Annotated in this window: 13 protein-coding genes; 10 read left to right on the top strand and 3 right to left on the bottom strand. The window is 65.6% G+C overall.

The window, feature by feature from the left end; genetic code table 11:
- Window positions 1-1,246 precede the first annotated feature (1,246 nt).
- Genes KZA10_RS01300 through KZA10_RS01280 form a run of 5 tightly spaced genes read left to right on the top strand, consistent with a single transcriptional unit; the run spans window position 1,247 to window position 5,479 of the window.
- Window positions 1,247-2,122, top strand: coding sequence for a ParA family protein (locus KZA10_RS01300; RefSeq protein ID WP_229778783.1), 876 nt, complete (start codon window positions 1,247-1,249; stop codon window positions 2,120-2,122).
- Window positions 2,122-3,093: a ParB/RepB/Spo0J family partition protein gene (locus KZA10_RS01295; protein ID WP_218681960.1), complete on the top strand. Its 972-nt coding sequence runs from the start codon at window positions 2,122-2,124 to the stop codon at window positions 3,091-3,093. The genes KZA10_RS01300 and KZA10_RS01295 overlap by 1 nt, the downstream gene beginning before the upstream one ends.
- Window positions 3,094-3,153: 60 nt before the next feature.
- Window positions 3,154-4,602 carry a sugar porter family MFS transporter gene (locus KZA10_RS01290; RefSeq protein WP_200942495.1) on the top strand — a complete coding sequence of 483 codons (1,449 nt, stop codon included), beginning with the start codon at window positions 3,154-3,156 and terminating at the stop codon, window positions 4,600-4,602.
- A gap of 9 nt (window positions 4,603-4,611) precedes the next feature.
- Window positions 4,612-4,947 (top strand): hypothetical protein, encoded by a 336-nt coding sequence (locus tag KZA10_RS01285; RefSeq protein ID WP_017829903.1) that lies wholly within the window; start codon window positions 4,612-4,614, stop codon window positions 4,945-4,947.
- 1 nt (window position 4,948) lies between these two features.
- Window positions 4,949-5,479: a GrpB family protein gene (locus tag KZA10_RS01280; RefSeq protein WP_218681959.1), complete on the top strand. Its 531-nt coding sequence runs from the start codon at window positions 4,949-4,951 to the stop codon at window positions 5,477-5,479.
- 89 nt (window positions 5,480-5,568) lie between these two features.
- Here the strand turns inward: KZA10_RS01280 and trxA are convergent, their stop codons facing one another.
- The 3 genes from trxA to murJ form a co-directional block, all read right to left on the bottom strand.
- Entirely contained in the window at window positions 5,569-5,892 is a 324-nt protein-coding gene (gene trxA, locus KZA10_RS01275; protein WP_017829901.1) for a thioredoxin, read from the bottom strand.
- Between the two features lie 64 nt (window positions 5,893-5,956).
- On the bottom strand, window positions 5,957-6,937 hold the full coding sequence (gene trxB, locus KZA10_RS01270) for a thioredoxin-disulfide reductase (RefSeq protein WP_141385630.1): 981 nt from the start codon (window positions 6,935-6,937) through the stop codon (window positions 5,957-5,959).
- Window positions 6,938-7,056: 119 nt separating this feature from the next.
- Window positions 7,057-8,679 (bottom strand): murein biosynthesis integral membrane protein MurJ, encoded by a 1,623-nt coding sequence (murJ, locus tag KZA10_RS01265; RefSeq protein ID WP_218681958.1) that lies wholly within the window; start codon window positions 8,677-8,679, stop codon window positions 7,057-7,059.
- Here murJ and KZA10_RS01260 point away from each other — a divergent pair.
- The 5 genes from KZA10_RS01260 to KZA10_RS01240 form a co-directional block, all read left to right on the top strand.
- On the top strand, window positions 8,674-8,811 hold the full coding sequence (locus KZA10_RS01260; RefSeq protein ID WP_374196525.1) for a hypothetical protein: 138 nt from the start codon (window positions 8,674-8,676) through the stop codon (window positions 8,809-8,811). The genes murJ and KZA10_RS01260 overlap by 6 nt on opposite strands.
- Window positions 8,808-9,914 carry a phospho-N-acetylmuramoyl-pentapeptide-transferase gene (mraY, locus tag KZA10_RS01255; protein ID WP_218681957.1) on the top strand — a complete coding sequence of 369 codons (1,107 nt, stop codon included), beginning with the start codon at window positions 8,808-8,810 and terminating at the stop codon, window positions 9,912-9,914. Before KZA10_RS01260 ends, mraY begins: the two co-directional genes overlap by 4 nt.
- Entirely contained in the window at window positions 9,904-11,439 is a 1,536-nt protein-coding gene (gene murD, locus KZA10_RS01250; protein WP_218681956.1) for a UDP-N-acetylmuramoyl-L-alanine--D-glutamate ligase, read from the top strand. Before mraY ends, murD begins: the two co-directional genes overlap by 11 nt.
- A complete protein-coding gene (gene ftsW, locus KZA10_RS01245) occupies window positions 11,408-12,613 on the top strand; it encodes a putative lipid II flippase FtsW (protein WP_141386195.1) in 1,206 nt (401 codons plus the stop codon). Before murD ends, ftsW begins: the two co-directional genes overlap by 32 nt.
- The coding region (locus KZA10_RS01240) for a glycosyltransferase (protein ID WP_218681955.1) at window positions 12,610-12,822 on the top strand (213 nt) is incomplete at its 3' end. The genes ftsW and KZA10_RS01240, both read left to right, overlap by 4 nt.

Below are 12,822 nucleotides of genomic sequence, written 5' to 3'. Positions count from 1 at the left end.
AGGGGCTCGTCGGATTGGTGCGCGCTAGCGGGCTCTGTGAAGGGAGATACCTGCGATATCGGACGCGTATCATGTTCGGTTTCACGTGAAACGCTGACGTACCTGACGTACCTGACGTACCTGACGTACCTGACGAGCCGGACGTGGCCGACGTGCCCGACGTGCTCTGCTTGGTGTGCGGTGCGATCTGGTGCCATGGGCGCTTCAGAGATTTCTGCGGCTGGAGAGCCCTTATGTGCGGGGCTACCCCGCTCGCCTCCACTACTTTCGAGCATCAAGGGATGCATGTTTCACGTGAAACGTACCCATCCGATCGCCGTCTCTTGGTGTGAATGACCCCTCTACGCAAGGCCGCCGCAAAAAGGAGCGTGGAGAGTGATGCAGACGTGGCGGGAAGATGGGGGAGGGGTGGCTGTACCGATTCCATGAGCGGTAGAGGCCAGCGGCTGCGGCGACAGCCGCCTCCTGGGTGCGCCTCTCTTGCGTGCGCTGCTCCTACGCTCAGGCGACTCCTGATCACGGATCTTGTGCAGCGCGGTCAGCTTGGAGGGGGTGACGCGTCGTCAGGTTGCAACGCCAGAGCGACGGGGCCGGCTCGGATCTCGTGAGAGCTTGTTGAACGGCGCGAGTGGACACCGTCCAGGAGTCATGTCGGTGGCTGTGGGGATCCCCTCGGGCGTGTACGGCCACCCAACACATGTTTCACGTGAAACGGCGTCGATGATGCCGTGGGTATTCCTACGTGTTCTCACTGCGGCCAGTATCCCTTCGGTTGTCAGCCGGCATGAAACGCGCACCTCCGTACGAGTGTGTGGCGGCCCGACCGGCAGACGTGTGTGGCCGTCCGTGTGTGCAGTCCGCAAGAGGCGATGTGGGGGAGGAGGGGTCAGGACCAGAACAGGGCAAGCGCTCGAGTCACGCCGCGGGCCCAGCGTCATGGGAGGTTCGACGTGAATGGGCGTCTCACGCACCGCTTGTCGCATGGACGCGGCGTACCTACGGGGGTAGAGAGCCCCCGGACGCGACCGTTTCACGTGAAACATCGACGTTCCTGCTCCAAGCGACCGCCATCGGGACGCAATTTCCGGTGGTGCTCGGCGCCCCAGCTGTCCGGGGATGGGGCGCACCGTGCGCCCCTCCGTCATCGAATGTCACTCCCAGCGATTAGAGTGGAACGCGGCCCCGAAAGGAGTGGATGTTTCACGTGAAACAATCCGAGAAGACGTCATCGAACGGATCGTTCGGGATGGATACACCGCTTGCGCGGGAACTCGCTGACCTCTCCGCCCGTAGGCGCGCACTCGAGGCCGCCACCGTCGAGTTCACCGGGGAAACCCGTGTGCTGACCGTGTCGAATCAGAAGGGCGGTGTGGGGAAGACCACCACCGCCGTGAACATCGCCTCCGCCCTGGCGGGAATGGGCGCGAAGGTCCTGGTCATCGATCTGGATCCGCAGGGTAACGCCTCCACAGCATTGGGTGTGCCGCATAGCGCCGAGGTCCCCAGCGTCTACGACGTGTTGATCGATGAGTTCCCGCTCGCGGACATCATCCAGGAGTCCCCGGAGGACTCGAACCTCTTCTGTGCGCCGAGCACCATCCACCTCGCGGGTGCAGAGATCGAGCTGGTTGCACAGGTTGCTCGAGAGCATCGCCTACGTCGTGCCCTTGAGGTGTATCTCGCCGACCACCCGATGGACTTCGTCATCATCGACTGCCCGCCATCACTGGGGCTGCTCACGATCAACGCTTTTACGGCCGCGACAGAGGTCTTCATCCCCATCCAGTGCGAGTACTACGCACTCGAGGGACTGAGTCAGCTGCTCGGGAGCATCCAGATGATCCAGAAGCACCTCAATCCCGTCCTTCATCTCTCCACGATCCTGCTGACGATGTTCGACGGGCGCACACGCCTCGCGCAGCAGGTTGCGGAAGAGGTCCGCACACACTTCCCGGAACAGGTGCTGGAGACGGTCATCCCGCGTTCGGTCCGGGTATCGGAGGCCCCGAGCTTCGGGCAGACCGTGATCGCGTACGACGGTCAATCCGCTGGCGCGATCGCCTACCGTGAGGCCGCCGTTGAGATCGCATCGCGCACAGCGACGCAGAGCAAGGAGAAATGATGGCGAAGCGCACTGGGCTGGGCCGGGGTATCGGCGCCCTCATCCCCACGACTGATCAGTCGGAGCGTCCTGTCGACGTGTTCTTTCCTGGCGCGAGCCTGCGAAAGGCGAATGCGGAGGCAGTACCCGAGGTCGAAGCCGACGCCGCCGAACTCGAGGTCGTCCCCGGCATCCACCTGATCCAGGTCGATCCGAACACGATCGTGGCCAACCCCCGTCAGCCGCGAACGCACTTCAACCCCGAAGATCTCGCTGAGCTCGTCCACAGCGTTCGTGAGTTCGGTGTGCTCCAGCCCGTCGTCGTCCGCAAGAACAGCGAGGGCCAGTACGAGCTCATCATGGGGGAGCGACGTACCCGTGCTGCTCGTGAAGCCGGGCTCGAAGTGATCCCCGCGATCGTTCGCGAGACTGCCGACGAGGATCTCCTCCGCGACGCCCTGCTGGAGAACCTCCACCGTTCCGAGCTGAACCCGCTGGAAGAGGCCTCGGCCTACCAGCAGCTCCTCGAGGACTTCGGAATCACGCAGGAGGAGCTGGCCACACGCATCGGTCGCTCACGTCCGCAGATCAGCAACACGATCCGGCTCCTGAAGCTCCCTGTGCCCGTGCAGCAGCGGGTTGCGGCCGGGGTGCTGACCGCGGGGCACGCGCGGGCCATCCTCAGTCTCGAGACTCCGGAGTCGATGCAGCGTCTCGCGGACAAGGTCGTGAACGAGGACCTCTCGGTGCGCGCCACCGAGGAGGCCGCCAAGTCGCAGCCCAGCGCCGGCAAGTCCGTGAAGCCGACCCCCGGTGCGCGCCGCGCATACCTTGACGAGGTGGCCGGCAAGCTCGGTGACCGACTCAACACCCGCGTGAAGATCGCTCTCGGCGCACGGAAAGGCCAGGTCACGATCGATTTCGCTTCCATTCAGGATCTCAATCGCATCCTGGAGGAGATCGGAGAGAGCGGTTACGGCTCGTCGAAGTGAGGCCCCGGCCACGGCAGCGCTAGCCTAGACTCGCGTCATCGTGACGACGAGGGGGATGTCATGTCGAGTACAGCCGGTCCAGTAGCCATCAAGCGCCGTGTGATCGCGGTGAGCATCGCGGCCGCGTTGGGTGGTTTCCTCTTCGGATTCGACACGGCCGTGATCAACGGCGCCGTGGATGCCCTGGCCGGTGACGTCTCCGGGTTCGATCTCGGCACGGCCCTGAAGGGCTTTGCCGTCTCCTCCGCTCTCATCGGTTGCGCGGTGGGTGCCTGGTTCGCAGGACCGGTCTCCAACAAGTACGGACGCATTCCCGTGATGGTCGTCGCAGCGGCGATGTTCTTCATCTCCGCTATCGGCTCTGGTCTCGCCTTCAGTGTCGTCGACCTCATCATCTGGCGAGTCATCGGTGGACTTGGTGTCGGCGCGGCCTCGGTCATCGCGCCGGCATACATCGCTGAGGTGTCGCCGGCAGCCGTGCGGGGTCGCCTCGGATCCCTGCAGCAGCTCGCCATCGTGACCGGTATCTTCGCTGCGCTGCTCTCAGACGCGCTGCTCGCCGGTCTCGCCGGTGCAGCGGATCAGCCGTTGTGGGGTCTCACGGCCTGGCGGTGGATGTTCATGGTCGCGGCTATCCCCGCGTTGGTCTACGGGCTCATGTCTCTTCGGCTCCCGGAGTCTCCGCGGTACCTGGTGCGCAAGGGAGAGCTGAAAAGGGCGGCTGAGGTTCTCGAGACCGTCACCGGTACCGTCGACGTCCAGGGGAAGATTGACGAGATCACCGGAACCATCGACACCGAACGCTCCGAGTCTCTGCGCGACCTGCGCGGCAACCGTCTGGGACTGAAGCCGATCGTCTGGATCGGCATCCTGCTGTCGGTCTTCCAGCAGTTCGTGGGCATCAACGTCATCTTCTACTACTCGACCACGCTCTGGCAGTCGGTGGGTTTCGACGAGTCCAGCGCATTGCTCACCTCCGTCATCACCTCTGTCACGAACATCGTCGTGACGATCGTGGCGATCCTGCTGGTCGACAAGATCGGTCGACGGATCATGCTGCTGGTGGGCTCGGTGGGGATGACCGTGACCCTCGGCCTCATGGCTGTGGCTTTCTCGTTCGGCACGCTGGACGCGCAGGGGACGGCGACACTCCCCGACCCCTGGGCCACCATCGCGCTGGTCTGCGCGAACGGATTCGTCGTGTTCTTCGGCGCGAGCTGGGGCCCGCTCGTGTGGGTTCTGCTCGGCGAGATCTTCCCGAACTCGATCAGAGCCGGCGCCCTCGCGGTGGCCGCTGCGGCGCAGTGGGTCGCGAACTTCTTCATCTCCACGACGTTCCCGGCCTTCGCGGAGATCGGACTCACCTTCGCCTACGGCTTCTACGCGTTCTTCGCGCTTCTGTCGTTCTTCTTCGTCTTCTTCAAGGTGCCGGAGACCAAGGGGAAAGAGCTCGAGGAGATGACAGAGAACATGAAGGTCCAGCGCCGGAGGGGTCCCCAGCCGACGTAGGCTTGAAGCATGACCGAGTCCGTACAGCGTCGCGCCAGCCTGGAAGTGCTGCGGGCCGAAGCGGCCGACGAACTCGCGGTCCTCATCCAGGAGCGCCTGCTCGGAGGCGAGGATCCGTGGGAGTTCATGGAGGAGCTCCCGAGCGTCGACGAGCTCGTCGTCTACCTTCTTCGCGCCGACAACATCAATGCGAATGACGGCGTGCGTCCCAACGCGGCCCGCCACTATCGTGTGCTGCGACAGATCGCACTGGAGTACCCGGAGCTGACCTCGGCCGTCTGGGGCCTGTTGGACGAGAAGCAGCGCCACCGCCGCTGGGATCCGTCCGTCGCCGACGCCTCCTGATGTGGAGGCCGTCCTCGATCCGTACGATCCGGCCTGGCCGGACGCCTTCCGGAGGGTCGCGGCAGAGCTGCGGACGCAGGGGAATCCGAACCGGATCGTCGAGCACATCGGCTCGACCAGCATCCCGGGGATGAGTGCCAAGCCGATCATCGATGTCGCGGTACGGATCGCCGACGAGGAGGACCTCGACCGGCATCTGCCTGCCCTCGAGACCGTCGGGTGGCGGCTCGGGAGCGGAGTGCGAAGCCACCAGGTCATGGTCTTCGAGGAGGACGGCGTGCGCACCCGAATCGCCCACTTCTTCGAGGCGTCCAGGTGGGATGAGGTGAACCAGAGGATCCTTCGGGACTGGCTGCTGCAGAACCCGGAAGATGCCGAGCTCTACGAACGCGCGAAGCACGCTGCTGTCGATGCCTCGCGAATGGGCGAGGAGTCATACAACGCGGGCAAGACCGCAGTGATCCAGCTCCTCGTCGATCGAGCCCGTGCTGCCCGTGGACTATTACCCGTCTCGGTGTACGACAAAGACTGACGGAGAGGCGCATCGCGCACGACACGGGGCACGGAGACGAAGAAAGGGCCGTACCTCCCCGGGAGGTACGGCCCTTTCGAATCGCAGGATCAGCCGATGAAAGCGGCGAGGTCCTTCTCGAGAGCGAACTTGGGCTTGGCGCCGATGATGGTCGTCTTGACCTCACCACCGTGGAACACCTTCATCGCCGGGATCGACGTGATCTGGTACTTCATCGCCAGCTCGGGGTTCTCGTCGACGTTGAGCTTGAGGATCGTGATCTTGTCGGGGTTGTCGGCCTGGATCTCGTCCAGAACCGGCGCGACCATGCGACACGGACCGCACCACTCGGCCCAGAAGTCCACCAGCACGGGACCTTCGGCCTGCAGAACGTCCTGCTCCCAGGTCGCCTGGCTCGTAGCCTTTGCACTCATCAGAGTTCTCCTTGATTCGAGGTTCGTCTGCTACAACAGCCGACGAGGGAAAAGTGTTCCCGGCCTATGCCCTGGCGGTGAGGATCTCGGCGGCCTCGGCGGCCGGGACCTCCACGGACGCGTCCTCCAGGTCTGCGAGGAAGTGCTCCGCATCGAGCGCGGCGACCGCGCCGCTGCCGGCAGCCGTGATGGCCTGACGGTAGGTGGGGTCGATGACGTCACCCGCAGCGAAGACACCCGGAACCGAGGTCTTCGACGAGCGTCCGTCGACCCAGATGGTGCCCTCGGGCGTCAGCTCGAGCTTGTCGTGCACGAGGTGCGTGCGCGGGTCGTTGCCGATCGCGATGAAGAGCCCGTCGAGCGGGAGGTCACGGAGCGTGCCGTCGACCGTGGAGCGCAGCTGCACACCCGTCACGGAGTCGCCACCGAGGACCTCGGCGACCTCGCTGTTCCACACGAACTCGATCTTCTCGTTCGCGAAGGCGCGCTCCTGCATGATCTTCGAGGCCCGCAGGGTGTCCTTGCGGTGGATGACGTAGACCTTGTCGGCGAAGCGCGTGAGGAACGTGGCCTCTTCCATCGCGGAGTCGCCGCCGCCGACGACGGCGATCGTCTTCTCGCGGAAGAAGAAGCCGTCGCACGTGGCGCACCAGGAGACGCCGTAGCCGGAGAGGCGCTCCTCACCGTCGATGTTGAGCTTGCGGTAGGCCGAGCCCGTCGCGTAGATCAGCGACTGGGTCTCGTGCTCCGCACCGCTGCCGAGGATGACCTTCTTGACGGGGCCGTCGAGCTGCAGCTCGGTGACGTCGTCGTAGACGACCTCGGTGCCGAACTTCTCCGCCTGCTCCTGGAACTTGGCCATGAGCTCCGGTCCCTGGATGCCCTCAGGGAAGCCCGGGTAGTTCTCCACCTCGGTGGTGTTCATCAACTCGCCGCCGACCTCGACCGAGCTCGCGATGAGCAGCGGCTTGAGGTTCGCCCTGGCGGCGTAGATGGCCGCCGTGAATCCGGCGGGGCCGGAGCCGATGATGATGACCTGACGCATGTGCTCTCCGTCTTTGAAACTGCAGTCGAATGACCTTCGAGTGCTTCAACCCATGGTAACCGCGAGGCATTCCCCGCACACTGTGTGCCGCCGGACTGGGAGAAGGCTCTGGGCGCCGATCAGCGACCGGGGAGAAAGCGACGGACCAGCGCGCGGCCGGCCGTGAGCTCGGGGGCACGCATGATGGCGAGGATCGCGATGTAGACGATCACGACGGCGAGGCCGACCATCGCGGTCGCGAGGGTGGCGGGGATGACGCCGGAGGTGGCCCAACCCGTCGTGCCGCCGAGAAGCTGGAACGTTCCCCAGCCCGCGGATCCTGCCGGGATTGCGGCGATCGTGAAGCGACCGATGGCCGTGATCCACGAACGAATCCTCAGACCGCCGATCTTCTTGTGCAGCAGCCAGGTGGCGACGATCGTCTGCAGGATGCTCGCGATCGACTGGCCGAGGGCGATCGCCGCGGCGAGAGAGGTGAGAGGGATGATCCCGGCTTCGCGCAGACCGAGCGCGGCCAGGGCGGTGACCACGATGAGGACGCACTGGAAGATCGTGAACCAGAACGGGGTCTTCGTGTCGTCGTAGGCGTAGAAGGTGCGCTGCACGATGAAGAGGATCGTGAGAGGAATGAGCCCGACGAGGTAGGCGAGCAGCACCATTGCGGCGGCTTGGGCGTCTTCGGCGGACTCGGTGAACACCCGAGACGCCGGGATGGCCGCGGCGGCGACGGCCGCGGTGGCCGCGACGATGAAGAAGAGCAGCGTGCGGATGCTCTGCGCGATGTCGGCGCGGACGTCGTCATCGCGACCGGCAGCCGCGTGCGCGCTGATCTGGGTGAAGTAGGGGGTTCCGATCGAGAGCACGATGACGGAATACGGGAGCATGAAGATCAGCCACGCGTTCGCGGTCACGGTGGCGGAGGCACCGAGACCGGCGACCTCGCTGACGATGTGGCCCTGGAGAACTCCGGCAGACAGGCTCGCGAAAGCCATGAGGAAGGTCCAGCCGGCTAGGCGGCCGACATTGCCGAGACCGACACCGCGCCAACGGAAGTCGGGCTTGAGAGCGAGGCCCGTGCGACGCCAGAAGATGAGCAGGACGACCGCCTGCAGTGCGATGCCCAGCGTGGCCGTGCCGCCGAGCAGGGTGATCATCTCCGGCGTCCAGTCGGTAGCCTTCGTGGAGACGGGACCGAACAGCGCGCCGAGCGCGAGGAAGCCGACGATCGAGACGATGTTGTTGACGACAGGCGCCCAGGTGAAGGGACCGAAGATCTTCCGTGCGTTGAGGGCTTCGCCCAGCATCGCGTAGAGACCGTAGAGGAGGATCTGAGGCAGGCACCAGTAGGCGAGTGCCGTGGCGAGGGCGAGGGTGGCCTCGGTCGCTCTACCGGCGACCAGGTGCACCAGCCACGGTGCCGCCGCCGTTGCGATTCCCGTCACCACGACCAGGACGACAGTGCCCAGGGTGAACAGCTTCGAGATGAAGGCATTGCCGCCGTCGGCATCCGCGGTCGCCTTGACGATCTGGGGGACGATGACCGCCGTGAGGATTCCGACGGAGATCAGGGAGAAGACGCTGTTGGGCAGCTGGTTCGCGTAGGTGAACGCATCAGCCGCCTGCGACCCGAGAGAGCCGATGACTCCGACGAGCACGATGCTGCGCAGCAGACCGGTCAGGCGGGAGACGAGATGTACCTCGCCGCGGTCGGTGAGGGTTCCTGGGACAGCGAGGCCGTGCATCTACCCGACCAGGACGCGGCGTTCGAATACCTCCGCACCGAGCTCCGCGACGGCGACCGCGTGCTCGTGAAGTCATCCAACTCCGTGGGCCTCCGGCATCTCGGCGATCGTCTGGGAGAATTGTTCTCGTGAGGTCTCTCATCATGTCGGCGGCGATCTCGCTCGCCTTCACCCTGTTCTTGACTCCCGTCTTCCTCCGGCTCTTCCGGAAGTGGGGCTGGGGGCAGGTCATCCGTACCCCGGAGTCCGTCCACAACCCCAGCCATGAGGCCAAGCGCGGCACCCCCACGATGGGCGGTCTCATCTTCATCGTCGGCTCGATGGTCGGCTACTTCACCGGCGTGCTGGTGAGCGGTGAAGTCCCCGCCCTCTCCGCGCTGCTGGTGATCTGGCTGATGGTCGGATTCGGTGCCGTCGGATTCATCGACGACTACATGAAGGTGCGCAGCCAGCGCAGTCTCGGGCTCTCGGGCTGGCGCAAGGTGATCGGCCAGCTGCTGGTCATCATCCCCTTCGGCATCGTCGCGCTGAACTTCCCGAACAAGTGGGGTCAGACACCGGCGAGCTCTGCCATCTCGCTGTTCCGCGACATCACCTGGCTCAATCTCTTCGCGTTCGGCGTGGTGCTCGGCTGGATCCTCTACCTCGTGTGGATCTCGATCATCGGCGTCGCGACCTCGAACAGCGTGAACCTGACGGACGGTCTCGACGGGCTCGCCGCAGGCGCCGGCGTCATCGTCGTCGGCGCTTACAGCGTCATCGCCTTCTGGCAGTTCAAGCAGCCCTGCATCGGCGGCGATCCCGATGCCCTCGGCGGGTGCTACGAGGTGCGCGACCCGTTCAACCTGGCGATCATCGCCGCCTCGTTCGCCGCGAGCCTCATCGGATTCCTCTGGTGGAACGCGCCCAAGGCGAAGGTCTTCATGGGCGACGTCGGCTCGATGGCGATCGGCGGCGTCATCACCGCGATGGCGATCCTGACCCGCACCGAGCTCCTCCTGCTCGTGATCGCCGGCGTCTTCGTCCTGTCCTCCGGGTCCGTGATCCTGCAGCGCACATACTTCAAGCTCACCCGCGGCAAGCGCCTCTTCCTGATGAGTCCGTTCCATCACCACCTCGAGATGCGCGGGTGGTCCGAGGTCACGATCGTGGTGCGGATGTGGATCATCGCCGGGCTGCTCGCCGTCTCGGCCGTCGGACTCTTCTATGTCGAATGGCTGACGCGTGTCGACTGACCGTCTGGCAGGGCTGACGAGCTGGAACGCCGACTGGCGCGCTCTGCGCGTCGCCGTGCTCGGTCTCTCGATGACGGGCTTCTCGGTGGCGGACACGTTGGCCGAGCTCGGCGCCGACGTGCTCGTGCTGAGCGAGTCCGCCGAGGAGGAGTACGAGCGTCTGCTCCCGGTCATCGGCGCGAGGCTCGAGCTGGGTCCGCTCGATGAGGTTCCCAGCGTCCTCGTCGACTTCGACCCCGAGGTGATCATCGCGTCGCCCGGCTTCTCTCCCGCTCACCCGCTCATCCGTTGGGCGCAGGAATCCGGCATCGCGATCTGGGGTGACGTCGAACTCGCCTGGCGCGTGCGGGACAAGGTCGTCCGGCCCGACGGCACACCGGCGGACTGGGTGCTCATCACCGGGACCAACGGCAAGACGACGACGACCCAGCTGACGGCCACGCTGCTCGTCGCGGGCGGGCTGCGAGCGGCTCCGTGCGGCAACATCGGCGTACCGGTGCTCGACGCCGTGCGCGACCCTGCCGGCTTCGACGTGCTCGTGGTCGAGCTCTCCAGCCACCAGCTCTGGTATCTGGAGCAGTCGAGTCCCGAGGGAGAGCTGTTCCCCTACGCATCGGTGTGCCTCAACCTCGCAGACGACCACCTCGTCTGGCACGGGAGCGCAGAGGCCTACCGCGACGCGAAAGCTGTGGTGTATCGCAACACCAGGATCGCGTGCGTCTACAACAAGGCCGACGAGGCCACCCGGCGGATGGTCGAGGAGGCGGAGGTCGTCGAAGGCGCTCGGGCGATCGGTTTCGATCTGGGCATCCCCGGACCGAGCGATCTCGGCGTGGTGGAGGGACTGCTCGTCGACAGAGCGTTCCTGGACGATCGCTCGCGCAGCGCCCTCGAGCTGACGACCGTCGCCGATCTCGACGCCGCGGGTCTCGCCGCCCCCCACGTCGTGCAGAACATCCTCGCCGCGAGCGCCCTGGCGCGTTCACTCGGCGTCGAGCCGGAGGCCATCCACACCGCGCTTCAGTCCTTCCGGCTCGATGCGCACCGCATCCAGGTGATCGCCCGGCACCGTGGCATCACCTGGATCGATGACTCCAAGGCGACGAACCCGCACGCCGCGGCGTCGTCGCTGCGCGCGTACCCCGGATCTGTGTGGGTGCTCGGCGGAGATCTGAAGGGCGTCGACATCTCCGACCTCGTCTCCGAGGTCGGAGCGACGGCACGTGCTGCCGTCGTGATCGGGGTCGAGCGCTCCGCCGTGGTCACGGCATTCCGGCGACACGCGCCCGGGGTGCCGGTGTTCGAGGTGGATGCTGGCGAGACTGGACAGGTCATGAACCGTGTCGTGGAGATCGCCGCGGGAATCGTCGACGACGAGGGAACAGTCCTGCTGGCCCCGGCGGCGGCATCCTTCGATCAGTTCTCCGGCTACGCGGAACGAGGCCATCGCTTCGCCGAGGCGGTGCGGGACTGGATCGACCGGGGGAGCGCCGATGACACAGGTCTCTCGCCCTCCGCGCTCTGAGTCGGGCGGACTCGCAGCCCGGGTGTCGCTCGGACGCCGGTTCACCCCGGTGTCCACCGAGTTCCTGCTCATCGCTTCGACCGCACTTCTCCTCACGCTCTTCGGTCTCGTCATGGTGCTCTCGGCGACGAGTGCGACCGCCGTCTCCAAGGGTGTCAACCCCATGGACGGCGTGCTGCGCCAGGGAGTGTTCGCGCTCCTCGGCATCCCGCTGATGTTCCTGATCAGTCGCCTGCCCGTCGACTTCCTCAAGAGGATGGCATGGCCGGCGCTGTTCGGTGCCGTGGCGCTGCAGATGCTGGTGTTCACGCCGCTGGGCATCGAAGACGGTGGAAACCGGAACTGGGTGAAGATCGCGGGCTTCACGCTGCAGCCCTCCGAGTTCCTCAAACTCGCCCTGGTCCTGTGGATTGCGGCCGTCCTCCTGCGTAAACGCACGATGCTCGGCACCTGGCATCACGTGTTCATCCCGGTGATCCCGGTCGGTGCACTCGCGATCGGCACGGTGCTCGCGGGTAAGGACCTCGGTACCGCCATGGTGCTGGTGCTCATCCTGCTCGGGTGCCTCTTCTTCTCCGGGGTCAAGCTCCGGCTGTTCATCATTCCGTTGATCCTCGGCATCATCGCCGTGCTCGCCTACGCGCTGTCGAGCGAAGACCGCATGCGGCGCATCACGGCGACCTGCGACAACATGGCGCTCTACTACACTGACTGCTACCAGTCGATCCATGGGATCTGGGGGATGGCCACCGGTGGCATCTTCGGTCTCGGACTCGGGAACTCGCAGGAGAAGTACGGGTGGCTCCCGGCCGCGGGCAACGACTTCATCTTCGCCATCGTCGGTGAGGAGCTCGGCCTGATCGGCTGCATCGTCGTGCTCGCCCTGTTCACGTTCTTCACAATCGGCGCCTTCCACATCATCCGCAAGACCCCGGACCCGTTCATCCGGGTGGCGGCCGGCGGCATCACGGTGTGGATCGTCGGCCAGGCCGTCATGAACATCGGTGTCGTCATCGGCGTCTTCCCGGTGATGGGCGTCCCGCTCCCGTTCATGTCCCAGGGCGGCACGGCCCTGCTCGCGGTGCTGATCGCGTGCGGTGTGCTGCTCGCGTTCGCGCGCACGATCCCCGTGACCGAGAAGCAGTCAGCCGAGCGGGGTAGGGTCACCAGGTGACTTCGTATCTCCTCGCCGGCGGTGGCACCGCCGGTCATGTCAATCCCCTGCTCGCGGTCGCGGATGGTCTTCGCGCGCGCGATGCCGACGCGTCCGTCCTCGTGCTCGGCACGGCCGAGGGGCTGGAGTCCCGTCTCGTCCCTGCCCGCGGCTACGAGCTCCTGATCGTCGACAAGGTCCCGTTTCCCCGGCGCCCCAACCGGCCGGCC

This window comes from Microbacterium sp. BF1 (assembly GCF_019279095.1).
In the GTDB taxonomy this organism is placed as follows: Bacteria; Actinomycetota; Actinomycetes; order Actinomycetales; family Microbacteriaceae; genus Microbacterium; species Microbacterium maritypicum.
The sequence above is the reverse complement of the archived record's forward strand: the minus strand, read 5'-3'. Positions and strand labels throughout refer to the sequence as shown.

What these genes read in the sequence shown, in the direction of transcription:
- KZA10_RS01290 (WP_200942495.1), top strand. Translation starts at nt 3,154, where the DNA reads ATGTCGAGTACAGCCGGTCCAGTAGCCATCAAGCGCCGTGTGATCGCG.
- KZA10_RS01295 (WP_218681960.1), top strand. Translation starts at nt 2,122, where the DNA reads ATGGCGAAGCGCACTGGGCTGGGCCGGGGTATCGGCGCCCTCATCCCC.
- KZA10_RS01300 (WP_229778783.1), top strand. Translation starts at nt 1,247, where the DNA reads ATGGATACACCGCTTGCGCGGGAACTCGCTGACCTCTCCGCCCGTAGG.
- trxB (WP_141385630.1), bottom strand. Translation starts at nt 6,937, where the DNA reads ATGCGTCAGGTCATCATCATCGGCTCCGGCCCCGCCGGATTCACGGCG.
- murJ (WP_218681958.1), bottom strand. Translation starts at nt 8,679, where the DNA reads ATGCACGGCCTCGCTGTCCCAGGAACCCTCACCGACCGCGGCGAGGTA.
- trxA (WP_017829901.1), bottom strand. Translation starts at nt 5,892, where the DNA reads ATGAGTGCAAAGGCTACGAGCCAGGCGACCTGGGAGCAGGACGTTCTG.
- KZA10_RS01285 (WP_017829903.1), top strand. Translation starts at nt 4,612, where the DNA reads ATGACCGAGTCCGTACAGCGTCGCGCCAGCCTGGAAGTGCTGCGGGCC.
- ftsW (WP_141386195.1), top strand. Translation starts at nt 11,408, where the DNA reads ATGACACAGGTCTCTCGCCCTCCGCGCTCTGAGTCGGGCGGACTCGCA.